The organism is Ruegeria sp. HKCCD7296 (assembly GCF_013110775.1).
Taxonomy (GTDB): Bacteria; Pseudomonadota; Alphaproteobacteria; order Rhodobacterales; family Rhodobacteraceae; genus Ruegeria.
Genome location: NZ_WVRF01000011.1, coordinates 1 through 24,251, shown reverse-complemented (window position 1 = coordinate 24,251; position 24,251 = coordinate 1). Strand labels below are relative to the sequence as shown.

Sequence of the window (24,251 nt, the reverse complement as noted above, 5' to 3'; positions counted from 1 at the left end):
CGCCGGTTTTGTTTTAAGCTGGAACCGCAACGGGTGCGTCGGTGCGAGGCAGCTTGCTCTGTGGGTCGTAGGCAGGCTCGCCCAGTATGCGACCCTTACGGGGTTCACCTGCGACGATCACTTCGATCTCCTGACCCGGCACGTTGGCGTGCGGCTTGACATAGGCAAAGGCCAGAATCTTGCCGACCGTGTGGCCGTAAGCAACAGATGCTGTCGCGCCAACAATCTCGCCGTTTAACTTGATCGCCTCGCCACCATGTCCGTCTTCGATCCCGTCTGGTTCGATTTCCAGATAGGCGCAGACCCAGGGCATTTCGCCTTTCTCGGTCTGCTCGGCGCTTACGCGTGTGGCTTCGACACCCAGATACTCCTTGTCCAGCTTGAAGAAGCGACCCACATTGGCCTCGGGCAGCGTGACCTCGTTGGTTAGTTCGCCCGCGCCGGGGAAGGCTTTTTCCATCCGCATCACGTTCATGGCAAAAGAGCCATAGTTGACGATGCCATGCGGCTCGCCAGCAGCCCACAGGGCCGTATAGACATCCACACAGGCCTCATCCGGCATGTGGAATTCCCAACCCAGCTCGCCGGCATAGGACATGCGGAACGCCCAGACCTTGTGACCGGCCACGGTGATTTCCTGAGCCGACAGCCAGCGGAAACCGGCATTGGACAGGTCCGCATCGGTGCACTGTGCCAGAACTTCGCGCGATTTCGGACCGTTCAGCGACAGGGCCGACCAGCCAGCGGACAGTGGCGTGATGGTCACATTCTCATCGGCACGGTTGTGGTTCAGGTGGTCCAGCAGGCGCTGCTCGAAGAAGGCCGCGCAGACCAGATAGAAGCGGTCATCCGCCATCCGCACCAGAGTGGTTTCCAACTCAATCCGGCCCCGGCGGTTTAGCATATGGGTCAGCGTGATCGAGCCGGTCTTCTGCGGCATCTTGTTGGCGGTCAGACGGTCCAACAACGCATAGGCGTCCGGTCCCGAAACCTCGACCTTGGTGAAAGCGGTCACATCCATGATGCCGACGTTTTCGCGGACGGCTTTGACCTCGGCACCGACCACATCATGCACCACGTTGCGGCGGAAGCTGTAGTGATCGTGCTGCTCGACACCTTCGGTTGCAAACCAACGGGGACGTTCGAAACCATAGACTTCTTCGTAGACCGCGCCTTTGTCCTTGAGGAGTTCATATAGCGGCGACGGCTTGATCGGGCGGCCTTCCAGACGGTTGAAGTGCGGGAAGGGGATCTCATGGCGCAATTTGTAATCTTCGTGCGCTTTGATGACCTGCCAGTCTTTCTTTGCATAGGCGCCAAAGCGGCGCGGGTCGTAGTCACGCATCGAGATGTCAGCGGCCCCATGAACCATCCACTTGGCCAGTTCACGGGTCAGGCCAGGGCCCCAACCGATACCGATCTGTGTACCACAGCAGCACCAGTAATTCTTGACGCCCGGAGCGGGGCCAACCATCGGGTTGCCATCCGGCGGATGGCTGATCGCGCCATGCACTTCGCGGGTGATGCCGAGTTCAGCAAAGATCGGCATCCGTTCCAGCGAGTTTTCCAGCCAGGGCATCACGCGGTCATAATCGGCCTCGAACAGCCAGTTCTCGTATTCCCATGGGCATTCGTCATGCCAGACCGAGTTCGAGTTTTCTTTTTCGTAAATCCCGATCAGGCCCTTTTTCTGCTCCATCCGGATGTAGCCTGAGACCTGTTTGTCGTCGCGGATCACCGGCAGTTCGGTGTCCAGATCCTGAAACTCAGGTACGTTCTCGGTTACGAAATAGTGGTGCGTCATCGAGGTCATCGGCAGTTGCAGGCCCGACCATTCGCCCATCTGACGAGCGTAAGTGCCGCCAGCATTGACCACATGCTCGCAGATAATCGTGCCCTTCTCGGTCTCGACCACCCAATCACCTGCATCGTTTTGGGTGATGTTGGTGGCGCGGCAGTGACGGAAGATTTTCACGCCTTTCTGACGGGCACCTGTGGCCATGGCCATGGTCACGTTCGACGGGTCAACGTGGCCGTCATCCGGAGTGTAAAGCGCGCCCAGAACGCCTTCGAGGTTATAGAACGGGTGCTTCGCGGCAATAAAGTCCGGGCCCACCAGTTCAATGTTGAAGCCGAGCGAACGACCCACCGACAGGGTGTGGCGCAGCCAATCCATTTCGTCTTCGGTGTAGGCTAGACGGAAGGAACCGCAGCCGTGCCACGTTACGGCTTGCCCCGTCTCTTCCTCAAGCGTCTTTGAATACAGGCCGATGTTATAGTCGACCATGCGGCCCAAACCATAAGAACTGGTGGAATGGGTGATTTGACCTGCGGCGTGCCAAGTCGACCCGCTTGTCAGTTCAGCTTTTTCCAGCAGGACGGTCTCAGCCCCCCAGCCTTCATGACCTAGGTGGTACGCTAGGCCGCATCCCATAACGCCGCCACCAACAATGACGACCTTGGCGCGTTCGGGCAGTTCTTTTGTGGACATCGCAAGAATTCCTGTTCGAGAGTCGCAGATTTCTATGGACTTCCTATTGCCACATATGTACCAGTGTCAATGTCTAACGGCACAAATGTACATACCGAGACTCGCAATGAATGGTACAGATGTTTCAACTGGGGTTCTGGGGCGCCTGTCAGAGGAATTGACGCTTTTGACACCCGAAGCTCAGAAAGCCGCGCGATATGTTTTGGAAAACCCACGGGAAGTTGGTGTTTCCACCGTGCGTGAGATAGCCGAGGCTGCCAGAGTAAAACCAAACACGGTTGTGCGAATGGCCAGGCAAATCGGTTTTGAAGGATATGGAGACTTTCGCGAGCCATTTCGTGATGAGATTCGTCGAAGTGACGTTTCTTTCCCGGACCGGGCGCGTTGGCTGCAGGGAATCAGGCGCACTGGTGACCTTGGAGAACTCTATGCCGACCTGTTGGATTCCGCCATTCGGAACATAGAAGAAACCTTTGCAGAAATTGATGCCGAACAGCTCCAATCCGCAGCAGAAGTTATTTGGTCGGCACGTTCCGTCTATACCCTCGGCGTTGGAATAAACAACTCGAGTGCGTCAAACTTCACATATCTGGCCCGCACGGGGATGACAGACTTTCATGCGATCCCCCGGCCTGGATCAACGGCTATTGATGACCTGGCTTGGGCAGATGAGAAGGATGTGCTGATTGCCATCACGTGTCATCCCTATCGTACTGAAGTCGTCGAGGCAGTGGACATCGCGCGAAAGCAAGGTGTCACTGTCATTGGAATATCAGACTCGCCCGCCAGCCCGATAATTTTGTCGGCACAGCATAGTTTCATTGTCTCGGTAGACACCCCTCAATTCTATCCTTCTTCCCTGTCTATCATTGCACTTTTAGAAACACTGCTCAGCTTTGTTGTTGCTGTGTCGAGTGATGAAATCGTCGAGCGGGTCGAAGAGTTTCACATACGCCGTCATCAGCTTGGCCTTTACCAGGAGGAACACACATGAACGCCCCGCTGACCCATTCGCTGGACGCCAGATTCTACACCGCCCCGGAAGTCTTTGAAAATGAGATGAATGGTCTTCTGATGCGGACCTGGCAATTTGCGGGTCACGCCAACGACATCCCCAATGTCGGCGATTATTTCGCGTTTGAGATTGCCGGTCAGAACCTGTTTGCTATCCGTGGGCGCGACAACGTCATTCGTACATTCTATAATGTCTGCCAGCACCGGGCTCATGAAATGGTTACCGGCACCGGCAATACCCGCGTAGTGGTGTGCCCCTACCACCAGTGGTCTTATGAATTGACCGGCGGATTGCGCGCAGGCCCTAACGTAAAGAACGTTCCCGGCTTTCAGCGCGAAAAAATCTGCCTGACCGAGGTTCGCACCGAAGATTTTTTGGGCTTCCTCTTCGTCAACCTCGACAAAGATGCCGCCCCCATGGACGAATGGTATCCCGGCGTGAGGGAAGAGATTTCGGAATACGTGCCTGGTATAAACGACCTGGCACCGCTGGAATGGGTCGAGATTCCGGAAAACTGCAACTGGAAAGTTTCGATCGAAAACTACTCCGAATGCTACCACTGCCCCTCTAACCACCCCACTTTTGCAGAAGGCGTTGTAAAGCCTGAAACTTACGACATTCAACCCGACGTGGGCGGCGGTTACGTGTTGCGTCACACCACTGAATGTCAGGCGTTGGAAAAGATGACCTATCCGATCGACATGTCAGTTCCGCATGCAGGCGACTATCAGTCGTGGTTCCTGTGGCCGATGTTCTCGTTCCAGTGCTATCCGGGTAACGTGCTGAACACCTATCACTGGCGTGCCAACACTGTGGACACCTGCACCGTATGGCGCGGCTGGTACACCGAAGGCGGTCATGAAAGCGATGTTATCCGGGGGCTCGCGGTACAAGACCGCCAAACAACGGTCGAAGAAGACATCCGCCTTGTCGAATCCGTTCACCGCGGGCTGAAATCCAAAGGCTACGTTCCCGGCCCGCTGGTTCTGGACCCCGCCTGCGGCGTCATGAGTGAACATTCCATCGCCAAGCTCCAGCAATGGATGCGTGAGGCGGTGGAATAAAGCCCAGCACAGTTAAACAACTTTTTTCGGAGGGTGTTTTGCCTTCCGAAGCTTTGGAGATGCGCGAAATGCACGACGTGAAGCCCTATTGGCAGAATTACGTGGACGGCACCTGGATCGATGGTGGTGCAGGTCGGATCGATGTTTTCAACCCCGGGACAGGCAAAAAGCTGGCCGAACAGGCGCTGGCTGATGCCGGGGATGTGGATCGCGCTGTAATGGCGGCCCGCCGCGTGCATCTTTCAGGTGCGCTCAGCGAACTGCGCCCCGTGGAACGTGGCCGCATGGTACAGGCTATGGGCCGGTACCTGCTGGATAACATAAACAAGATTGCCCCGGTTCTGACCTTTGAACAGGGCAAGCCGCTCTGGGAAGCGCGCGTTGAGATCGAAGGCGCGGCCCGGTATTTCGAATATTACGGAAATCAGGCTGAAACGGTCGAGGGGCGGTCCATCCCGCTTGGCGCCAACTACTTCGATTTCACCACGTATGAGCCATTTGGGGTATCCGCTCAAATCATTCCTTGGAACTACCCGGTTGAAATGACCGCGCGTTCCCTTTCGGCCGCGCTGGCGACTGGCAACACCGTAGTGATCAAGACGCCTGAATTGACACCTTTGACCAATGCTTGGTTCGCCCACGCGGCCGAAGCTGTTGGCTTGCCTAAAGGCGCCGTAAACATCCTGTGCGGTTTGGGTCACGAGGCTGGTGCGGCGCTGTCGGCGCATCCGCATGTCAATCAAATCGTCTTCACAGGCTCTGTACCGACCGGTATCGCAATCGCCAGCGCAGCCGCGCGCAATGTGGTTCCCTGTGTATTGGAGCTTGGGGGAAAATCCGCAGCCATCGTGCATGATGACGCTGATCTGGACGCCTTTGAAAGCGATGTGCGCTGGGGGATCTACTTCAACGCGGGTCAGGTGTGTTCAGCCATGAGCCGCGTGATCGTACACGAAAGTCGCCATGACGAGCTGGTCGAACGCATTTCGAATGTCGCACGCAACCTTTCCGTCGGTCCGGGTATCGAACGTGGTGAATTTGGCCCGAATATGGGTCCGATGGTCAGCGAGGCACAGCGTGATCGTGCGGCTGGTATGGTGTCTGATGCGATCGCGGCGGGGGCCACGGTAGCCACCGGCGGTCGTAAAATGAATATCCCCGGCGCATTTCTGGAACCAACCCTTCTGACCAACGTCACACCTGAGATGAACATCGCGAATGAAGAAGCTTTTGCACCGGTCCTTTCGGTTCTGAAATTCCGTGATGATGCTCAGGCTATCGAGATTGCAAACGGAACACCCTATGGGCTGGTCGGCGGTGTTTTCACACGCGATATCGACCGGGCAACGCGGGCCGCACGGCAGATCCGTGCTGGTCAGGTCTTTGTCAACGAATGGTATGCAGGCGGGGTGGAAACGCCATTTGGCGGCTATGGAAAATCCGGGTACGGGCGCGAAAAAGGACGCGAAGCGCTTTGGAATTATGTCCAGACCAAAAACGTGGCCATCCGGTTGCGGAGTTGATCAGCGGAAAAAACCATCGACGATGAGGAGCAAACCAAGTGCCGATTAAGCCATGCGTGACCGAACTCACAAAAAAAGTCGGGTTCTGTCGTGGCTTCACAAAGGACCTAATTAATACCACCAAGCGGCTGGTCGGCGCATTTGTTACCTGAACTTTCCGATTTGCGAAGATAACAATGTCTCAACGACGCTGTCGGAACAACAAAACTCAATCGGGTCGGTCAAACTGGAGGACCGCCCTTTTCATCAAAGGAGAATAACGTGGACGACAACCTATTCGAACACGGCTTGAAACAGCGCAAATCGACGCTGGGCGCCGAGTATGTCGAAAAGAACCTGGCAGCCGCCGACGACTTTACTCGCCCGTTTCAGGAAGCCATGACCGCTTGGTGCTGGGGCTTTGGCTGGGGTGACGACACAATCGATCACAAGACTCGTTCGATGCTGAACCTCACCATGATAGGCGCTCTGGGCAAAATGCATGAATGGGAAATTCACTGCAATGGCGCTTTGAACAACGGCGTAACCAAAGAAGAAATCCGCTCGATCATTCACGTGATCGGCATATATTGCGGCGTTCCGCAATCGTTGGAATGTTTTCGGGTTGCACGTAAAGTGCTGGAAGAACGCGGTATGCTATAATCCGCGCAATTGGGCGAAATCAGCAGGAATCCTTGGAACATAGGTTCAACGGTTTGCGGATATAAATCGTTGCGCAAATTGTTGAAACGACGCGAGCACTTGCTTGAATTGATGCTAGCGGATCATATTAGTCCGTTCAATTCCGGCCAGAGCGGATGCCGCGGAATCAGAAGGCTTGAAACCCAAGATCGGCCTAATCTGGCGTTTGATGAACCGGTGGCTTTGTAAAACGACAACTTGAGGTATTTCCACCCTGTCGACTTGGCTGGTGCCAGGCAACCAACGCTTTTCAGCATCAGCAACAATTCCGCATCGCAACCAAGCGGCCGAGGATTCTCTCGGCCAACTTGATTTATGAGTGCGGCTCACGATTCAACACGAGGGTTTTGTTTGCAGCTTATTTTCGACCTCTACACGCTTGAGGCCTCGGCCTCTGAACCGAGTTTGCCAGGTCGAACCACTTTACCTGGGTTCATTATGTTATTGGGGTCAATCGCCTCTTTAAGTGTCGACATGAGCGCACGCTTAACAGGGTCCCCAAAAGCTTCGTTGAGTTGAATTTTGTCCTGCCCCAACCCGTATTCTGCGCTAAATGAGCCATCCATTTTTGCGACAAGGTCATAAATCCGAGGAGATATCTCAGTTTGGAGCATTTCAAGAAATGCTGCATTGTCTGCACCTTCTGGCGCCAAGAGATTAAAGTGTATGTTTCCGTCTCCAACATGTCCGTAGATGGAGAGACGAGCACCTTGCCCATACTGGTTTACCAATGCTGACCCAAGTTCAATGAAGCGCCCGACATGCGAGACTCTTACAGACACATCGTGTTTGACAGAGCTACCATTGAGCACCTCGCCCTCAGGTATATGTTCTCTGAGATTCCAAAAATCTTTGCGCTGCTGTTCGCTGGACGCAATTGCCCCGTCAAGGATCAAACCTTGTTCCATCCCTGCTTCGAAAAACGCTTCCATTGCGGGATCAAGGGACAAAATAGTTGAGGATGTCGCAGCTTCGATCAGTACATAGTGCTCCGCTGGCTCCTCTGTCGGACGCCGTAGTTCCGGCACTTTGTTCAGCAGAAGTTGTAGAGACGAGTTCGATATGTACTCGAAGGACGTGACGGCCTCACCTGTGGCACTTTGGGCCATCGCCAGCAAGGGCATCAGATCCCCGATGTCGCGTACAGCCAAAAATGCGGTCGCTTGTGACAAGGGTGCACGAAGCAAACGCAGGGATGCCGCGGTGATTATTCCCAGTGAACCCTCAGCCCCAATCAACATGTGATGTAGCGCGTACCCACGATTGTCTTTGCGTAGTGGCGACAGGTTGTTCAGGATCTCACCATTAGGAAGAACGGCTTCCAACCCGAGGACCAGATCTCTTGTAATACCATAGCGTACAGCTGAAACACCGCCAGCGTTGGTTGAGATATTTCCACCGATTTGGCAGGACTCTTGCGATCCGAGTGAAAGCGGAAAGAATAAGTTTTCAGAGGCCGCCGCCGATTGTATTTCCGAAAGCAGACATCCTGCTTCGACTGTCATCGAGAGGTTATTGGCATCAACCTCGCGAATTGCGTTCATCCTTTGCATACTGATGATCAACTGATCGCCTTGTGCACTAGGCGTCGCGCCTCCGCAGTAGCTTGTGTTGCCCCCTAACCGAGAGCGAAGTAGACCTTTGGTTGACCGGCTTCGCGCGACTCTGGATGCAGTATCGGATATGGAAGGATAAACCGATGAAACTTAGCGATTACAAAGCCCTGACATTCGATGTGTATGGAACGCTTCTCGATTGGGAAGGCGGCATGATCGACGGTTTGAAAACACTTACTGATCTTGTGAGCCGTAACCTGACGCGCGACGAAATCCTTGAGGCTCATGCATTCTACGAGAGCACTTCGCAGCGCTATACACCCGCGAAGAAGTATCACGAATTGCTGCCAACCGTTTATCGCCGTTTGGCCGAAGAGTGGGGCGTTGAGGTAACTTGGGAGCAGTGCGTTGCGTATGGCGAACATGCGCGTCACTGGAAAGCGTTTGACGACACTATCGAAGCGCTGCAGTATCTCAAAAAGCACTACAAACTGTTTGTTCTGACCAACACGGACAATACGACCTTTGCCGCAGCAAACACCCGTCTTGGCGTGCATTTTGACGGTGTTTATACAGCAGAGGACGTAGGGAGCTACAAACCTTTTGATCGGAACTTTGACTACATGATCGAAATGCTGGCTCGTCAGGGCATTCAAAAGCATGAAATTCTGCATACCGCAGAAAGCATGTTCCATGATCACGCCCCCGCAAACAAATTTGGCTTGGCGAATTGCTGGATCTATCGTCGGCATGACAAGAAAGGCTTTGGCGCAACCATGCACCCTGGTGAAATGCCAAAGTACGACTTCCAGTTCAACAGCATGATCGACATGGCCAAGGCCCATCAAGCAGAATTGGCTGAGTAGAACGCTCAGGAGACGACATCATGATAGACAATGCAAAGCTTGACCGGATCGATATAAACATTCTGTCTACGCTGCAGGAGCAAGGCAATATAACCAACGTTGCCCTCGCCGATGCAGTTGGCCTGTCACCCAGCCCATGCCTTCCCCTGCAAACTCTTTGAAGTTTAGCTCGTCATTGTTTTTTCTCGGCAAAAATAGTGGCCCAACTCTAGGAAGCAAAGACAGTCAGGCGACATTGAGGCCCGCGTTGCGGCGTGATCCGTGCTTTTGAAAAATGTGCACTGAACCGCGTGATTTCTTCCAGCTTTCTGTGGCCATCTTCTCGAAATCCGACGGAAAGCATCTCGCTCTCTGGCAGAGCAGTTCAGCGGTATTATCTTAACGATACGCAAAGGCTTACGTTGCCCGGTCTCACACAGAACAGAATACGACTGCCTGCTTCACAAAGCGAGAAGCGCATCAAGGGATCGCTACGCTTCGATATTCCAGAGCTGAAAACAAACCTGAGTGCGTCGACAAAACACTTCTGTCAGCCGTGAGACGAACGCAGAACATCCAAAAACAAGTTCAAACGACGACCTTTTGATGCGCTCTTCCGTACAATCGCAGCCATGGTCGAAGAAAACTCGGCTTCAGGGCAATTGATCTGTTTGAGGTGCCCCTCTTTAACCAAAGTGCGGGCTTTATGCGTTGGCACGAATCCCAAGTACCGGCCGGATAGAATCAAAAGCATCAAAGACTCTTCGTTTTGTACAAATGCGGATTTCCTGAGCATTAACTTTTGGTGAACAGCCATGTTGGGTGAGTTGAAGCTAAGTCCGACATAATTGTACCGCCGAAGTTTACTTAGAGGGACGTCGTCAGACGCAGACTGAAACAAATCGTGGTCCCGACCGCAGAACAACCGCATTCTTTCGACATAAAGTTCTGAGTAAGACAGCATCGGTGACTGTCGGTGCAAGGGTACGATACCGAGGTTGAAGCGCCCATTAATCACGCCTTCTTCGATAATGTTCGGCGGTTCCATGGATATGTCCAGTGTCACGCCGGGCGCTTTGTCGATGAATCGTTTGATCGCTTCATCGAGGTTGGATTCCTCATTTGAAGTGGAATGATCAAATAGTGCTATCCTTAATTTACCGGTCAATTCCGACCGAACATCTCCTAATCCGTTCTGAAATTTGTCTATGGCCAAGAACAACTCGTTCGACGCTTCAAGCACATGTTTGCCGTCCGATGTCAGAGAAAAGCCTGCCGCGCCGCGGTGGCAAAGTTTTGTGCCCAGCCGCGTTTCAAGATCGGCAATATGCTTGCTGATTGTTGATCGGCTGATGTTGAGTTCAAATTCTGCGGCTGTAAAGCCACCACACGAAACGACCGTACGGAATACCTGAAGGAGCCTTATATCGACGTCAGAGATGTTGGTGATTGCTTTTTTCTGTGGCATTTTTTACGTGTATTTTTCTGCACCTTTACTTCGACTACTTTATATTAATTGCACAACCCAAACAACCTAGTGTTCGTGCGAAGTGGGTCTGGTGGGCAATTGTTCATGTCGGAACACTTTCCAAAACCAACGAACAGGAGGAGGTTTTATGACTCTGCTCAAAAGTATCAAAACATTTGCGGCGGCTGCGTCGCTCGGCGCATTGGCATTGGCCGCACCGGCAAGCGCCAAGAACTTTAAGATTGCTGTCGGTGACAGCGGCGGTTCCAGCCAGGAAGCAACAGGCCTTGCATTCAAGGAGAAACTTGAAGAACTGTCAGGCGGCAAGCACACCGCGACACTGTTCCTGAATGGTCAGCTCGGCTCAGAGCAGGACACCGTCAACGAAGCAGCAATCGGCACGTTGGACATGTCGCTGCTGGCGATCAACAACGTCACTCCGTTCTCGCCGACGGTTGGCGTATTCACGCTGCCTTACGTGATTCTCAGCCTGGAAGACGCGGAAACGCTGACCCAAGGTCCGATTGGCCAGGAACTGACCGAGAACACCATCAACGACGCTGGCGTTCGCATCATCGCATGGACCTACACAGGCTTCCGCGTTCTGACGAACTCGAAGAAACCTGTGAAGTCGGTTGCTGACCTTGAAGGTCTGGTCATCCGCGTTCCCAAGAACGAGATCATGATCGACACCTACAAGGCGTGGGGCATCAGCCCGACTCCGATGGCATGGTCGGAAACCTTCGCAGGTCTGCAGACCAAAGTTGTTGACGGTCAGGACAACCCCTACACCACCATCAACGCGATGAAGTTCTACGAAGTTCAGGACTATGTAACTGAAATCCGTTACATCTTCTCGATCGAGCCGCTGATCGTGTCCGAGCAGGTCTTCCAAGGTCTGTCCGCCGAAGATCAAGAGATTGTTCTGGAAGCAGGCAAAGCCGCGACTCAGGCTTCCGCACAGTTCCTGCGCGACAAGGAAGCTGAAATCAAAGAGCTGCTGGTCGAAAAAGGCATGGAAATCCACGTCCCTGAAAACGACGAGGCCGAGTTCATCGAGCTGGCAACCACAGCTGTTTGGCCGAAGTTCTATGAAAGCATCGGCGGCGTTGAAAAGCTGAACGCCGTTCTGGCTGCAATCGGTCGCGACCCGGTTTCCGAATAAATAAAACAAAAACAAGAGAGCGCCCGAGTGGCGCTCTCTCACTTCTAGGGAGGGGCATATGAAAACCTTTTTAGGGATACTCAACAACATAGAAAGCTACCTTTGCCGCTTTCTGCTTGCGACGTTTGTCTGCTTGTTGTTCCTACAGGTTGTCGTCCGAACAGTGTTCAATTTCTCGTTTTCCTGGGTGGAAGAACTGTCTATCTACATGTTCGTCTGGTTCGTGTTTTTCGGTGCGAGCTATGCGGCCAAGATGGGCGCCCACAACCGGGTGACGTTTCAGTTCAAATTCCTGCCGGACCGTGCGATCAAATATATCGAAGCGTTCGCCGATCTGTTCTGGATCTGCTTCAACCTGTATTTCGTCTATCTGGCGCTGGACTTCATCTTCAACCGGATGAACAAGTTTCAGTCGTCACAGACGCTAGGGTTTCACCTTAGTTGGGTTTACATCGTTCTGCCCATCGCGTTTGCCCTGATGACCGTTCGCATCATTCAGGTGAACTACAAAAAAATCATTCTCGGCGAAGATCTAAAAGATCCGGACAAGGTTGATCTGGACGAGGTCCGCGCTGAGCTCGGTGAAGAAGGGGGCAAGTAATGGGCACCGAAATCATCTATATCCTGTTCGGCGGGTTTCTTCTGCTGCTGTTCATCGGCGCGCCGATTACAGTTGCGTTGGGCGTTTCTACGCTGGTTACCTTCCTTGTACTGGATGAAAACCCAATCAAGTTCGTGCAGATTGCCTTTACTTCGGTGGGCTCATTTCCGCTGATGGCGCTACCCGCGTTCATTCTGGCTGGTGCATTGATGGAGGCGTCGGGCCTGTCCCGCAGGCTGATCAACGTAGCCGAAAGTTTTGCTGGCCCGTTCACTGGTGGCATGTCTGCCGCAGCGGTCTTTGCCTGTCTGTTCTTCGGTGCAATCTCGGGCTCAGGTCCTGCGACAACAGCGGCGGTGGGCATGCTGATGATCCCTGCGATGATCCAGCGTAACTACAGCCGAGACTATGCGTCGGCTATCACGGCCTCATCCGGTGGTTTGGGCATCGTGATCCCGCCATCGATTCCGCTGATCATCTTCGGCATCGCGGCCCTCGGCATGCCGCCCCCACCCGAGGCGGTGGCTGAACATGGCACTTTCCAAACCGTGTCGATCCCGAAACTGTTTATCGCGGGCTTTCTCCCGGCTTTCCTGATTGCCGGTAGCCTACTGATCATGAACTATATTTTGGCCCGAAAGCACGGCTACAAAGGTACCACGGAAGGTTGGTCTGCCCGCCATATCTGGTGCGAATTGTATCGGGGTTTCTGGGCGCTTATGGCTCCGCTGGTCATTCTGGGCGGCATCTATTCGGGTTTCTTCACTCCGACTGAAGCTGCGATCGTAGCCATCTTCTACACGCTGATCGTGGGTGCGTTCATTTATCGTGAACTGACCTGGGAAAAGCTTTTCACCTCGCTGGAGACGACAACCTGGCTGACCGGCCGCGTGCTGCTGATCATGTTCACGGCGACGGTGTTTGGCCGCTTGCTGGTTGAAAATCAGATCCCTGCCATCATTGCAGACGGGATGCTGTCGATCACCGACAACATCTACATCATCTGGACGTTGGTGATCCTGTTCCTGCTGTTCGTCGGCATGTTCATGGAGACATTGGCAACCATTCTGATCCTGGTTCCGGTGATGCTACCAGTGGCCTACAGTATGGGGATCGATCCGATTCACTTTGGTGTAGTCATGGTCTGTACGCTGGGCATCGGTTTCCAGACGCCGCCTTTGGGTGAGAACCTGTTTATCGCGTCAGGTATTTCCAATATCTCGATCGAACGCATTTCAGTGGCGGCTCTACCGTTTGCCTTCATCAACACTGTGGCGATCTTCATCATCGCGTTTGTGCCTGAAATAGCGTTGTGGCTCCCAAGGTTCTTTGGGTACTGATCCGCGAAACGGAGGAAGAAGACAATGTTACCCAAAATACAGAACATTCTGGTCGCGACGGACCTTTCGGAAAACGCAGACAACGCGCTTCGGCACGCATTGAGCATTGCAATAGCACATGGGGCCAAAGCCCATGTGCTGCATGTTACAGAACCGTTGTCGCAGGATGCCATCGTCACCATGAGGATGTTCATCCAGGACGATAAGTCCCGCAAGCAGGCCATCAAGGACCGGCATGCAGCGGTTAAATCGCTGCTCACGGACAATCAGCATGATTTCCTGAAGTCTCTGACCCCTGAAGATCAAGAGAACTACTCTGCCGTGACTTCAGTGGAATTGATCGATGGGCATCCTGCGGAATCGATTCTGAAACGCGCCAGAGACCTGAATTGCGACTTGGTCGTGATGGGGTCGCACGAGCATGGCACGTCACATACATTCCTAGGCACTGTTGTGAAACGGGTGTTGCGCAGATCCACGATTCCAGTCCTTGTGGTGCCGAGCCAACTATAGGGTGTTCTCCCCCGGTGGCACTTCGTTGAACGGGTCGTCCGTATGGTCTGACGTTAGGCCATTTCAGGATGATTCGAGACGAGGTGCCACACTTTTTCAATGCTTCACAATGCGAGAAGTTTGGGGAAGTCCGGTGATCCGTGAGGAACCGGTAGAAACACATTGAAGCAATGCTTCAGGGGCGGAGCGTGACGGCAGAGACTGACCGTGACAAGGCGGTCAGCCCCAATATTATCACTTACTACTTAAGTCCGTGTGACATCACTGCTGTTTGACTCGACCCTTAGACATGTACGGTGTTTTGATAGGTGTTTGATGTGACGAATGGATCTTGTGCTTTCGGCGTCAGGTTTCTCAATTTTGTCGTGCCGCGCAAGCTAGGCTTGCTTTGCTGTGGCGTTCCTTAAAAAAACGGCTGTTGGGCATTCAATCGATCTGAAGGCAAGGGCAGTCACATCCCAAAGTCATGCCTCCTCGTCAACGATTTCGAGGATTCGGTTTCTCTGGATTTTCCCAGATGGCCCCTTTGGAAGGTCAGACAAGATGTGAACTGCGTCGGGTGACTTGAATCGGCCCAATCGGACTTCGCATAGTTGTAACAAACCCAGCGGTGTTAGCTGAGAACCTTCGCGAATTTTCACGGCTGCCTCGACAGTTTCCCCGTAGCTGTCACAGGGTCGGGCAAACGCTGCGGCCTCGACGACATCGGGATGAGAATAGAGCGCTTCGTCTATCTCACGCGGCGCAATATTTTCACCACCTTTGATGATCAGTTCTTTCAGTCGACCAGTGACAAAAACATATCCGTCGTCATCCATCCGTGCGAGATCACCTGTTCTTAACCATCCGTCAGAACTGAACGTGCCTGCGGTTGCGTCGCAGTCGTTGAGGTATTCCAGCATCACATTTGGCCCGCGAATGACCAGTTCGCCCTCTATCCCACGCGGAACGGGCTGCATGTTCGCATCAAAAATGGCGGCCTCGTTTCCATAGGGGATACCTGGTGAACCAATCTTACGCACACCGGGTGGCAAGGGGTTGGACAAAATTTGAGCAGCGGTTTCAGTCAATCCCATCGTTTCCACAATCGCGATTTCGAAACGGTCTTCAAAGGCCCGCTGTACATCTGGTGCCAAAGCCGAAGATGCGGAACGACCAAAACGCACGCGCTGACGAGTGCACGCATCCGGCTTAGTGTCTGAGTGCAACAAGTGAGAAATGATGGTAGGTACAACTGAAAACCAGGTCGCTTGAGACTTGCTCAGACTGTCCCAGAACCGACTGGCCGAAAACCGTTCGGACATGGCCAACGAACCACCTGAAACAAGCGTTCCCATGACGGTCACACAGAGCCCGTTGATATGGTAGATCGGCAATACGCAAAATCCGCGATCGACCTCGGACAACTCATGAGCGACCGCCGTCGTCCAGCCGCCTGCCAGTAGGCTGGAATGTGTGTGAACTACACCTTTGGGGCGCCCGGTGGTTCCTGACGTGTACATTAACAGCGCATGGCTGTCGGGCGAAACGCTGTGAAGCTCGACTTTGGGATCGGCGGCATCTGTAACCTGCAACCGGGTAATTCTGTTGGGATCGGCTGTTCGTTCGAACAATTGCGTTTGGCTGGAGTGCACAAAGCCATAGCGTGAGCCACTGTGCTCCAGTGCATAAGCGATGGCGCTGTCACCGGCGACAAGGTTAATCATCGTTGCGCGGAATCCTCCGTAGAGAACACCGAACAAGACCTCAAGCGCTTCGCGGCAATTGGGATAGAGGATCGCAATGCTCTCGCCTTTTGCCACACCCATTCCCGTTAGCATGACAGCAATACGTTGGGCCGTTTCGCGCAGTTCACTCCAGCTAAGATCAGGTGCCCCGTCCGGGAAAACAAAACCAGTTCCCCCCTGGCTTGCTCTTAGGTCCAACCAATCACGGACGGTTCCCTTGGGTGGTTCCATCATTGGCCGACCTCCGACCAGTAGTCGCTGAAAATTTCCTCTAGTCCGGGCTCAAGCGGGGGTGTTTCTCGTACGATCTTAGTGGTCTGGACGAAATGTCTCCAGTGCAGGTTGGTGTCGATGGCATTGCCGCCCCAGCTGCCGCAACCCATTGAGAGTGAAAACGGCAAGCCATTTGAAAAACTGCCTCCAGTTGCGAAGGTATGCGCCTGATTCACAATGACCCGACAGGTGGGCAAGTCACGTCCCAATCCAACGGCGCGTATGTCGTGCTTGGTGTGAATGCCGACGGAATGCCCGGCCCCCTGATGTTCTAGAATACGTGTGGCAATAACCTTGGCCTCTTCAAAATCAGCCGCGCGGTACAGCGCCAAAACTCGGCTGAGTTTTTCGCCGGACAATGGATGATCGGGTCCTATGCCATCGGTTTCTACAGCCAAAAACTTGGTCCCTTCGGGCACTTTTCCTGCCATTCCCAAAGCTTCGAGCATTTTATCCGCATCTTGCGCTATGGCTGAACGGTTGAGATGACCATCGGGCCAAAGCCTGGCGATGATGCCACTTGCTTCGGAATGAGGCACTAAGGCACCGCCTTCAGCGGCCATTGCGGCCACGAACGCGTCATAGATCGCATCCACCACGACCAGAGCATTTTCAGATGAGCAGGACGTCGCGTTGTCGAAACATTTCGAGGCCGTGATCTTGGCTGCAGCTGCTTGCAAGTCTGCACTTTCATCCACAATCACAGTCACATTGCCAGCACCAACTGCGACAGCTGGCGTGCCACAGGACTGCGCGCGATGAACGTTGTTTTGACTACCGGTGCATATCACCCGATCAACAGATTCCATCAGTCGCTGGGTTTTGGCCTTTGAACCCGGAGCAGGAATCATTTGAACCAAGTTACGATCCAAGCCCAGCTTGTCGAATTCAGCGTGGATGTAACCAATCAGCATCTCGCAAGACGCCACGCCTTTAGGCGATGGCGCCACCACGATGGAGTTGCCGCCTTTAAGTGCGTTTATGATGTTGTTGGCGGGCGTCGCAGCAGGGTTGGTCGACGGCACGACTGCGCCTATTACGCCGATGGGACGAGCGATTTCGGTCATACCGGTCGCCGGATCGTTATTGATGACACCGTAGGTTTTCACCTTGGCTATATCTCGCAGCAGGCCCAATGTCTTGCGGTGGTTTTTTGTGATCTTGTCGGGCACATTGCCCAGACCGGTTGTTTCCACCGCGATCTCAGCAAGCGCCCGATTGCGGGTAGGTTCCATAATTGCCCAACCAGCCGCCAACGCTGCTTTGTCATAAAGAGCCTGACAGCCTTTTTTTTCGTAAACTGCCTGAGCCGTTCGTGCGCGCGTCACGATACGATCCACTTCAGCGATTTCTGGGTAAATCCCGTCCCGAGCGTTCATCTTGGTCCTCAATTGTTTATTCGGGGCGGACCGGTTCCGCCCCGCAAATGTTGTTCAGATCACAGACCAGCCAGCAATTCGTTCAGAGTTTGCTGGCGTTGCGCCCACATCTCTTTCACTTCATCGCGCGTCATGATGTGCATCGGTGATCCACCGGCTTTCATCTTTTTGGTCACACGGTCGTTGGCGAACATTTCTGGGACCGTTGCTGCAAGTTTGTCGATTACGTCTTGCGGTGTCCCCTTGGGCACCATCACACCCCGGAAGTTGACCGATGAATTGTCGACGTCCAGCCCTTGCTCCATCATTGTCGGAACGTCCGGCAGGAATGAACTGCGTTCAAGATCAGCGACACCAAGGATTTTGACGTTGCCCGCCTCTTGTGCCCTGAACGCATCCGACAGGTTGTTGATGCCTCCCATGACTTCACCTGCAATCACTGCTTTCATGGCTGCGGCCCCGCCGCCTTTGGTTGGGATGTAGGCCATCTTGGTTCCCGCAGCCTTATCAATCTGCAAGGCTGCGATGTGGTGGCCCACGAAAAGGCCTGCACCGGAAACAGTCAACTTGCCAGGGTTTTCCTTGGCATAGGCGACGACATCTTCCATCGAATTGAATTGACTGTCTGCCCCAACCACAAACACTGCCGGGTCGGCACCCCAGTTTGCGATGGGTTCGAAGCTGTCGGTTGAGTACTCAACACCGCCCTTGATCGACTGTGCGATAAAATGTGGTACGTTATAGGCCGCCAACGTATAGCCATCAGCCTCAGCTTGCGTCGCAAACCAGTTCCAGCCCACGCGTCCACCTGCGCCGGGCTTGTTGATGATGGCGATGGGCATCCCCAACGCGTCCTCGTTTCCGGACGTCATTGTGACAATCCGCGCCTGAAAATCTGTAGCGCCACCTGCGCCATAGCTAACCATCATCATGATCGGTCGCTCGGGGAATTCCTCGGCCACCACCGGGCCCGTCAGGCTCATAAGAGCCAAGGCTATCCCTGCAATCATTCGTTTCATTTGCATTTCCTCCTTGTTTTAGTCCACCCGCATCTCTCGTGCGGTCAGAACAGAATTTCCCTTGGTGTGTAGACGTTCAGAAGCATGGCAAAGAGGCCGTACATCACGGTCACAAAGATCGCTGTGATGGCGCCGCGTTTGACCCAGGTTTTGGCTTCGGAATGTGAGGCTGGATCGTAGATCGACAGTAGAGCAAAAAACGTGATTGCGGTCGCTGTGTAAAAGCCCAATGACTTGGCCGCCCAAAAGACGTAGATCAGCGTCACGATCAGCCCCGGCATCATGTTAATAAACATCGTCCGTGTCATGCCGTTTCCGACCTTGGACAGTCCCATGACTGCCTTACCAAAAGTCCAGCCAGCCAGAACCACAAAGACCGATGCGATAAGACGTGGAAACAAGAACGCTTCGGCGGGTTGCTGTGTATAGCTGACCCAGGTCACCCAAAGACCTACTGCAAAGACCACACCAGACCCAATTACATGCTGCGAACGGTTCATGCCTGCGCCTCCTCTTTGGTGGTGTAGCGACGATGGAGCAGTTCCATCCAAACCGAGTAAGCTACTGAAGCCAGCACCACCGCGATCAGCAGCAGGTTCAATCCACCGGTCAGGAAATACGAAGCTTTGCCCACCGTCGCGTCGGCGATCATCCCGCCTTGAATGAAGTTGGCCTCGGCGATGGGTCCCAGGATCAGACCCAGAACAAGAGGAGCGGCAGAAAAGCCAAAACGTTCCAAGAAAAACATGCTAATGCCAAGACAGGCCATGACATAGACATCACCCATTGAGCCCTGAACCGAATAGGCGCCGAAGACCGATAGCGCCAGAACGATGGCCGCCATGACCGACTGCGGTACCTGCGCGACACGTGCGGCCAGACCGGCAACATAGAGACCAAAAATGCACATTAGGACTTGTCCGATCAGCATCGAGTTGATGAAAGTCCACGCTACGTCCGGGTGATTGTCGAACAGGTCCGAGCCTGGAAAAATCCCGTGGATCAGCAACCCACCCAGCAAAACCGCAGCGGTTGGACTGCCCGGGATCGACAAGGTCAGCAGCGGCACCAGAGACGGGCCGACCATCGCGTTATTGGCGGATTCCGCAGCGATCACACCCTCGGAATGCCCTGTGCCAAACTTGTCTTTTTCAGCTGAAAACTTCTTTGTTTGATCATAGGCGACCAACCCAGCGATTTGTCCGCCAACACCGGGTATCAGGCCGATGATCGAACCGGTCAATGTGCCGATGCCAAGTGCACGGGTTCGGCTGGTCAGTTCTCGAATCGCGGCCAGGATCGAATGGCGCTGAACCTCGATGACTTCGGCACCCTTGTTGTGGCGACCCTTCGCAAACATCGTCAATACCTGAGGGATCGCAAACAGGCCAATCAGCGCGGCAATGATATTGATGCCTCCGCCCAAAGCGGGGTGAAAGATAAAGCGCTGTGCTCCCATGATGTCGTCAAATCCAATGGTAGCCAGCCACAACCCGATACAGCCTGACAGCAAACCTTTGACCACCGAGGGGGAATCCAACGTCCCGATCACTGTCACACCCAAAATGGCCAGCCAGAACAGGTGCGAGGGGCCGAAGGCCAAGGCCCATTTTGCTAGAACCGGGGTCAAGAAGATCAACAGCAGAACACCAAAGACGCCGCCCACGGCCGAGGCGAGGAATGACAGCTGCAATGCCCGTGCTCCCTGACCTTGCTTGGCCATGGTGTGCCCGTCCAAAGTTGTCGCAATATTGGCTGGTGCACCAGGGATCTTGAGCAAAATTGCACTGACCGCACCACCTGCTACAGTTGAGGTGTAGGCAGCACCCAGGAGGATCAACCCCTGCGCCGCTTCAAGTTGGAAGGTGAACGGAATCAGCAATGCGACCGCCATTGTGGGTGACAAGCCGGGCGTCGCGCCCAGGATCAGCCCTCCGATCGTGCCGCCCAAAAGCAGCAAAAACGACAGCGGCGTGAACACTTCTCCGAAATAATATATGAACTCCATTCAGGGCCTCCCAACCCGTTGGGCCAAACTTTACCTTTTGTTGACAAATCAGGTTAGGCGATGAAAATAGTATTGCAAATGTTTTCATAAATTCGACCAATCGGAAGAAGATAATGGATAATTATCAGAAGGGTAAGGTGGATATAGTGGCGGTTGCAAAGGCTGCAAAAGTGTCACCGTCCACGGTGTCACGCACCTTCAATCACCCGAATTTGGTCAGTCCCGCGACTCGGAAAAAGATCAACCGAGCAGTGCAGAAGCTGGGGTATATTCGAAACCGGGCGGCGCAGACGATGCATGGCAAACGATCCGGTACAATCGGTCTTGTTGTCCCGACGATTAACCACGCCATTTTTGCCGAAGTCATTCAGGCCTTTTCGGAGACCATCGATAGAGCCGGGTTCAGCTTGCTATTGGCGTCCCATAGTTATGACCTCGATCGTGAATACGCGATGGTCCGCAAGTTTTTAGAGCATCGCGTGGACGGAGTAGCGCTGGTAGGATTGGAGCATTCCAACGCTACGACCCGGCTGATCGAGCAGCAGAAAACACCAGCGCTAGCCATATGGAACTACTCGGAGGACTGTCCGCTGCCCTGTGTTGGGGCTGACAATCGATTGGCAGGGCACCTTGCAGCCGAGCACCTATTGGCCTTGGGCCACCGTCACATTGGGTTGATCTTTCCGAAAACCACAGGCAACGATCGGGCTCAAAATCGGCTTTCTGCCGTCCGCGAAGCGCTTAACGAAAAAGGTATTTCCGTTCCCAGCGAACATGAGTCTGAAGCTCCCTACAGTGTTTCTCAGGCTAAGCAGGCCGCCATGTCTCTTTTAACTGAACATGCTCGCCCGACGGCGCTGCTTTGCGGAAATGACGTTATTGCGCAGGGTGGATTGTTTGCAGCCCAAAGTCTTGGCTTGAAGGTTCCCGACGACCTATCCATCATCGGCATAGGAGACTTCAAAGGATCTGCGGATGTTGAACCTGGGCTCACCACCATTCGCATCCCAGCAGAAACCATTGGAAAACTCGCTGGTGAGAGGTTTACCGATTACATTACCTCAGATGATCCTGAGCCTTTTAGAATCTGCTGCGAATTAGAGCGCATCGTCAGAGGAACAACGGGTCCGGTTGCGGTCTTTTAGTCAACGCAAATACGTCATTTTCCTTGCGGAATAATCAGGGGTCGGACGTTATCCGAAACGCATGGGTCAATCGCTTTGGTGTGAAAATTGACTGGATTCCAAACGATTTGAGGGTTCGTTTGATATTATTGAACGAAGTCGTGTTGTGTATTCGGCAATGGTTGGTTTCCGGTAGGTTCTGGTTGTAAAACCAATATTTCCAACTCCCAGAGTGTCATCTGATAATGCGTGTTCTGCTCTCCTTCGTGGCAGAGCCATTAGCAAAACCAGTTTCCAACACTCACAAACCCGGCGCATGCCGCGGAGAATGGTGAATGTTCAGTACTCCCATGGCCTGGGCATACGGCATTTTAAGCGCGGATCAGAACTCTGCAGGACAAACCACCAAGGCTTTCAGAAGCCCCCAATTCCAGATGTCCATCATAAGCGTTCAGCAAATCGACGGAAATCGCCAGGCCCAAACCGGTTCCGCCCACAGAAGTATCCAGCCGGCTACCGGAGCGAATGGCCTCTGGTCGGGCGTCTTCTGGAATTCCGGGTCCATCGTCCTCGACGCGAATTTCGATGCCATTTTCGGTCCGCTGTGCAGAGATTTGAAAGGTTGTGCGACACCACTTGAGGGCATTGTCGAGAAGATTTCCGATCACTTCTTCAATGTCCTGGGGATCCATTCGTACACGAAGTCCAGCCTCGCACTCCGAAATGAGCGTTTTTCCCTCCCGCTCTGCCATGGATGAAAACAACCTGCACAAGCGTTCGACCGAGTTTGAAAGATCTGTTCGGGAATGCGTCAACTCTCCGGTATTTGCTGCGCGCATGCGTGCAAGCGACCGGCTAAGCTGAGCGTCAATTCTGCTGAGTGCCTCTTCTGCGGGTTCGGTTTGTGCACCGCTTTGAGATAAGTCCGTCAGCTCGTTGCGCAGAATGGCCGTGGGTGTCTTGAGCGCATGCGCAAGATCCGCCGCCTGCCGTCGGGAACTGGAGACAATCTCTCGGTTTCTGTGCAGCAATTGATTCAGGTCTTCTACCAGCGGCGAAACCTCTTCCGGATAATCTTCGGGGGTCAGGTCGTCGCCCTCGTCCCAGCGATGGGCCACATCCGCGCGCAGCTTTCTGAGGGGGCCGACGATGGCCGACATCAGCAAAAGGGAACTGGCCACTCCGATCAAGCCGACCAACCCAAAAACCGGAAGCAAGTTGCTTTGCGCATCTTTGCGTTCATTGATGAGTACCTGCCTGCTTTCGGCGACGGTTACGCCCCATTCTGTTCCGTCTTCGAATGTGATCTTCTGATAGACGCTGCGAACGCCCTCATTGTCCGGGCCCGTGGTATTCCAAACTGTTGCCTCGTCGCTGGTCTGTGAAGGCTCTGCAATCGTTTCGTCGAAAAGCGAGGCTGAGGTGAAAGCGGCTCCGTCGCCGTCTGTCACTTGCCAATATCTGCCAGAATACGGGGTGCTATAAGCCGGGTCGAATATCAATTCGCGCAAAGATTCGGGGTCATCCGTAGTGGCGCTGAGACCAACGACAAGCTGGGTATGCCGGTCTCGCAACGCACCGTCAAACTGATCCAGAACGCGCGTGTTGATGTATGAGAAAACAACCAGGGTACCAACACCCACGGACAACGCGCCGGATGCAAGGCCACCTAGCAACGCACGTTGACGAAGCGATAGCATCAGGCCGTATCAATCATGTAGCCACGCCCTCGGACAGTTGTGATCAGATCTGGCCTCAGTTTCTTGCGTAGGCGGGTGACGAACACTGCGATTGTGTTGGAATCCCTGTCCCCGTCATATTCGTAGATGTGTTCGGACAATTCGGTGCGTGACACCATACGACCGATGTTATGCGCCAGATAGGTCAGAACCGCGATTTCCTGCGCGGTCAAATCGACAGGTATGCCCCCGATACTGACCCTGCCGTTCCGCGTATCCAGAGACACATCGCCCATTTCGATCACCGGGTTCAACTGGCCACTTTGCCGCCGCAGGATTGCTCGAACCCGTGCGGCCAATTCCGGCATGTGAAAGGGCTTGGTCATGTAATCATCCGCGCCTGCGTCCAAGCCGTCGACGCGTTCGCTCCAGCCATCTCGGGCAGTCAGGATCAATACAGGAGTCGTAACGCCTGCGCTGCGCCATTCGCGGAGTACCGAGATACCGTCACGCTCTGGCAGGCCAATATCCAGTATGATCATGTCGTAGGGTTCAGTCGCTCCCAGATGCAGGGCGTCGGAGCCATTATGGGCTACATCCACAACGTGGCTTTCCGCCACTAATAGCTTTTTGATTTGCTCGCAAAGCTGAGGTTCATCTTCAGCAAGAAGGATTCGCATAACCAGAGACTACAGCCAATCTGATATCGAAATCACACTATTTTCTGCCGCCGCCATTGCCGCCACCGTTGCCGCCGCCATTGCCGCCACCGTTGCCGCC

Annotated in this window: 20 protein-coding genes and 1 pseudogene; 11 read left to right on the top strand and 10 right to left on the bottom strand. The window is 53.9% G+C overall.

Features of this window, described 5'->3' with window-relative positions:
- Positions 1-13 precede the first annotated feature (13 nt).
- Positions 14-2,491: an FAD-dependent oxidoreductase gene (locus GS632_RS14720; protein ID WP_171238012.1), complete on the bottom strand. Its 2,478-nt coding sequence runs from the start codon at positions 2,489-2,491 to the stop codon at positions 14-16.
- A 106-nt stretch (positions 2,492-2,597) separates the two neighbouring features.
- Between GS632_RS14720 and GS632_RS14715 the strand changes: the two genes are divergently transcribed.
- The 4 genes from GS632_RS14715 (at position 2,598) to GS632_RS14700 (ending at position 6,735) form a co-directional block, all read left to right on the top strand.
- A complete protein-coding gene (locus GS632_RS14715; RefSeq protein WP_171236318.1) occupies positions 2,598-3,485 on the top strand; it encodes a MurR/RpiR family transcriptional regulator in 888 nt (295 codons plus the stop codon).
- On the top strand, positions 3,482-4,570 hold the full coding sequence (locus tag GS632_RS14710; protein WP_171176499.1) for an SRPBCC family protein: 1,089 nt from the start codon (positions 3,482-3,484) through the stop codon (positions 4,568-4,570). The genes GS632_RS14715 and GS632_RS14710 overlap by 4 nt, the downstream gene beginning before the upstream one ends.
- 68 nt (positions 4,571-4,638) lie before the next feature.
- Entirely contained in the window at positions 4,639-6,093 is a 1,455-nt protein-coding gene (locus GS632_RS14705; protein ID WP_171176501.1) for an aldehyde dehydrogenase family protein, read from the top strand.
- Positions 6,094-6,354: 261 nt separating this feature from the next.
- The gene (locus tag GS632_RS14700) at positions 6,355-6,735 is read left to right on the top strand and encodes a carboxymuconolactone decarboxylase family protein (RefSeq protein WP_171176503.1); all 381 of its coding nucleotides are present in this window, start codon (positions 6,355-6,357) and stop codon (positions 6,733-6,735) included.
- A gap of 410 nt (positions 6,736-7,145) precedes the next feature.
- On the opposite strand, the gene GS632_RS14695 is transcribed toward GS632_RS14700, so the two are convergent.
- Entirely contained in the window at positions 7,146-8,459 is a 1,314-nt protein-coding gene (locus GS632_RS14695) for an FAD-binding oxidoreductase (RefSeq protein ID WP_348540083.1), read from the bottom strand.
- Positions 8,460-8,473: 14 nt separating this feature from the next.
- On the opposite strand from GS632_RS14695, the gene GS632_RS14690 reads away from it, so the two are divergent.
- Positions 8,474-9,196, top strand: a complete 723-nt coding sequence (locus GS632_RS14690) for a haloacid dehalogenase type II (RefSeq protein WP_171176505.1) — start codon at positions 8,474-8,476, stop codon at positions 9,194-9,196.
- Positions 9,197-9,216: 20 nt separating this feature from the next.
- Positions 9,217-9,339 (top strand): annotated as a pseudogene (locus tag GS632_RS14685) (winged helix-turn-helix transcriptional regulator); the annotation flags it as partial.
- A 386-nt stretch (positions 9,340-9,725) separates the two neighbouring features.
- Here the strand turns inward: GS632_RS14685 and GS632_RS14680 are convergent.
- Positions 9,726-10,643, bottom strand: a complete 918-nt coding sequence (locus GS632_RS14680; protein ID WP_171176507.1) for a LysR family transcriptional regulator — start codon at positions 10,641-10,643, stop codon at positions 9,726-9,728.
- A gap of 148 nt (positions 10,644-10,791) precedes the next feature.
- Between GS632_RS14680 and GS632_RS14675 the strand changes: the two genes are divergently transcribed.
- Genes GS632_RS14675 through GS632_RS14660 form a run of 4 tightly spaced genes read left to right on the top strand, consistent with a single transcriptional unit; the run spans position 10,792 to position 14,262 of the window.
- Complete coding sequence (locus GS632_RS14675) at positions 10,792-11,808, top strand: TRAP transporter substrate-binding protein (RefSeq protein WP_171176509.1); 1,017 nt, start codon at positions 10,792-10,794, stop codon at positions 11,806-11,808.
- 58 nt (positions 11,809-11,866) lie between these two features.
- Complete coding sequence (locus GS632_RS14670) at positions 11,867-12,409, top strand: TRAP transporter small permease (protein ID WP_171176511.1); 543 nt, start codon at positions 11,867-11,869, stop codon at positions 12,407-12,409.
- A complete protein-coding gene (locus GS632_RS14665; protein WP_171176513.1) occupies positions 12,409-13,749 on the top strand; it encodes a TRAP transporter large permease in 1,341 nt (446 codons plus the stop codon). Before GS632_RS14670 ends, GS632_RS14665 begins: the two co-directional genes overlap by 1 nt.
- A 24-nt stretch (positions 13,750-13,773) precedes the next feature.
- Entirely contained in the window at positions 13,774-14,262 is a 489-nt protein-coding gene (locus tag GS632_RS14660) for a universal stress protein (RefSeq protein WP_171176515.1), read from the top strand.
- Between the two features lie 464 nt (positions 14,263-14,726).
- Here the strand turns inward: GS632_RS14660 and GS632_RS14655 are convergent, their stop codons facing one another.
- Genes GS632_RS14655 through GS632_RS14635 form a run of 5 tightly spaced genes read right to left on the bottom strand, consistent with a single transcriptional unit; the run spans position 14,727 to position 20,668 of the window.
- On the bottom strand, positions 14,727-16,223 hold the full coding sequence (locus GS632_RS14655; protein ID WP_171176517.1) for a class I adenylate-forming enzyme family protein: 1,497 nt from the start codon (positions 16,221-16,223) through the stop codon (positions 14,727-14,729).
- Positions 16,220-17,641, bottom strand: a complete 1,422-nt coding sequence (locus GS632_RS14650; RefSeq protein WP_171176520.1) for an aldehyde dehydrogenase family protein — start codon at positions 17,639-17,641, stop codon at positions 16,220-16,222. The genes GS632_RS14655 and GS632_RS14650 overlap by 4 nt, the downstream gene beginning before the upstream one ends.
- A 59-nt stretch (positions 17,642-17,700) precedes the next feature.
- Positions 17,701-18,660 carry a tripartite tricarboxylate transporter substrate binding protein gene (locus GS632_RS14645; RefSeq protein WP_171176522.1) on the bottom strand — a complete coding sequence of 320 codons (960 nt, stop codon included), beginning with the start codon at positions 18,658-18,660 and terminating at the stop codon, positions 17,701-17,703.
- A 44-nt stretch (positions 18,661-18,704) separates the two neighbouring features.
- Entirely contained in the window at positions 18,705-19,160 is a 456-nt protein-coding gene (locus GS632_RS14640; protein WP_171176524.1) for a tripartite tricarboxylate transporter TctB family protein, read from the bottom strand.
- Entirely contained in the window at positions 19,157-20,668 is a 1,512-nt protein-coding gene (locus tag GS632_RS14635) for a tripartite tricarboxylate transporter permease (protein WP_171176526.1), read from the bottom strand. Before GS632_RS14635 ends, GS632_RS14640 begins: the two co-directional genes overlap by 4 nt.
- A gap of 113 nt (positions 20,669-20,781) precedes the next feature.
- Here GS632_RS14635 and GS632_RS14630 point away from each other — a divergent pair, with 113 nt between their 5' ends.
- On the top strand, positions 20,782-21,813 hold the full coding sequence (locus tag GS632_RS14630) for a LacI family DNA-binding transcriptional regulator (protein ID WP_171721283.1): 1,032 nt from the start codon (positions 20,782-20,784) through the stop codon (positions 21,811-21,813).
- 350 nt (positions 21,814-22,163) lie between these two features.
- Here the strand turns inward: GS632_RS14630 and GS632_RS14625 are convergent, their stop codons facing one another.
- Positions 22,164-23,492, bottom strand: coding sequence for a HAMP domain-containing sensor histidine kinase (locus GS632_RS14625; RefSeq protein ID WP_171176530.1), 1,329 nt, complete (start codon positions 23,490-23,492; stop codon positions 22,164-22,166).
- Positions 23,492-24,151, bottom strand: a complete 660-nt coding sequence (locus tag GS632_RS14620; protein ID WP_171176532.1) for a response regulator transcription factor — start codon at positions 24,149-24,151, stop codon at positions 23,492-23,494. Before GS632_RS14620 ends, GS632_RS14625 begins: the two co-directional genes overlap by 1 nt.
- Positions 24,152-24,251 lie beyond the last annotated feature (100 nt).

Excerpts from the sequence above, each read along its gene's own strand:
- GS632_RS14720 (WP_171238012.1), bottom strand. The coding sequence starts at position 2,491 with ATGTCCACAAAAGAACTGCCCGAACGCGCCAAGGTCGTCATTGTTGGT.
- GS632_RS14715 (WP_171236318.1), top strand. The coding sequence starts at position 2,598 with ATGAATGGTACAGATGTTTCAACTGGGGTTCTGGGGCGCCTGTCAGAG.
- GS632_RS14710 (WP_171176499.1), top strand. The coding sequence starts at position 3,482 with ATGAACGCCCCGCTGACCCATTCGCTGGACGCCAGATTCTACACCGCC.
- GS632_RS14705 (WP_171176501.1), top strand. The coding sequence starts at position 4,639 with ATGCACGACGTGAAGCCCTATTGGCAGAATTACGTGGACGGCACCTGG.
- GS632_RS14690 (WP_171176505.1), top strand. The coding sequence starts at position 8,474 with ATGAAACTTAGCGATTACAAAGCCCTGACATTCGATGTGTATGGAACG.
- GS632_RS14680 (WP_171176507.1), bottom strand. The coding sequence starts at position 10,643 with ATGCCACAGAAAAAAGCAATCACCAACATCTCTGACGTCGATATAAGG.
- GS632_RS14675 (WP_171176509.1), top strand. The coding sequence starts at position 10,792 with ATGACTCTGCTCAAAAGTATCAAAACATTTGCGGCGGCTGCGTCGCTC.
- GS632_RS14670 (WP_171176511.1), top strand. The coding sequence starts at position 11,867 with ATGAAAACCTTTTTAGGGATACTCAACAACATAGAAAGCTACCTTTGC.
- GS632_RS14665 (WP_171176513.1), top strand. The coding sequence starts at position 12,409 with ATGGGCACCGAAATCATCTATATCCTGTTCGGCGGGTTTCTTCTGCTG.
- GS632_RS14660 (WP_171176515.1), top strand. The coding sequence starts at position 13,774 with ATGTTACCCAAAATACAGAACATTCTGGTCGCGACGGACCTTTCGGAA.
- GS632_RS14655 (WP_171176517.1), bottom strand. The coding sequence starts at position 16,223 with ATGATGGAACCACCCAAGGGAACCGTCCGTGATTGGTTGGACCTAAGA.
- GS632_RS14650 (WP_171176520.1), bottom strand. The coding sequence starts at position 17,641 with ATGAACGCTCGGGACGGGATTTACCCAGAAATCGCTGAAGTGGATCGT.
- GS632_RS14645 (WP_171176522.1), bottom strand. The coding sequence starts at position 18,660 with ATGAAACGAATGATTGCAGGGATAGCCTTGGCTCTTATGAGCCTGACG.
- GS632_RS14640 (WP_171176524.1), bottom strand. The coding sequence starts at position 19,160 with ATGAACCGTTCGCAGCATGTAATTGGGTCTGGTGTGGTCTTTGCAGTA.
- GS632_RS14635 (WP_171176526.1), bottom strand. The coding sequence starts at position 20,668 with ATGGAGTTCATATATTATTTCGGAGAAGTGTTCACGCCGCTGTCGTTT.
- GS632_RS14630 (WP_171721283.1), top strand. The coding sequence starts at position 20,782 with ATGGATAATTATCAGAAGGGTAAGGTGGATATAGTGGCGGTTGCAAAG.
- GS632_RS14625 (WP_171176530.1), bottom strand. The coding sequence starts at position 23,492 with ATGCTATCGCTTCGTCAACGTGCGTTGCTAGGTGGCCTTGCATCCGGC.
- GS632_RS14620 (WP_171176532.1), bottom strand. The coding sequence starts at position 24,151 with ATGCGAATCCTTCTTGCTGAAGATGAACCTCAGCTTTGCGAGCAAATC.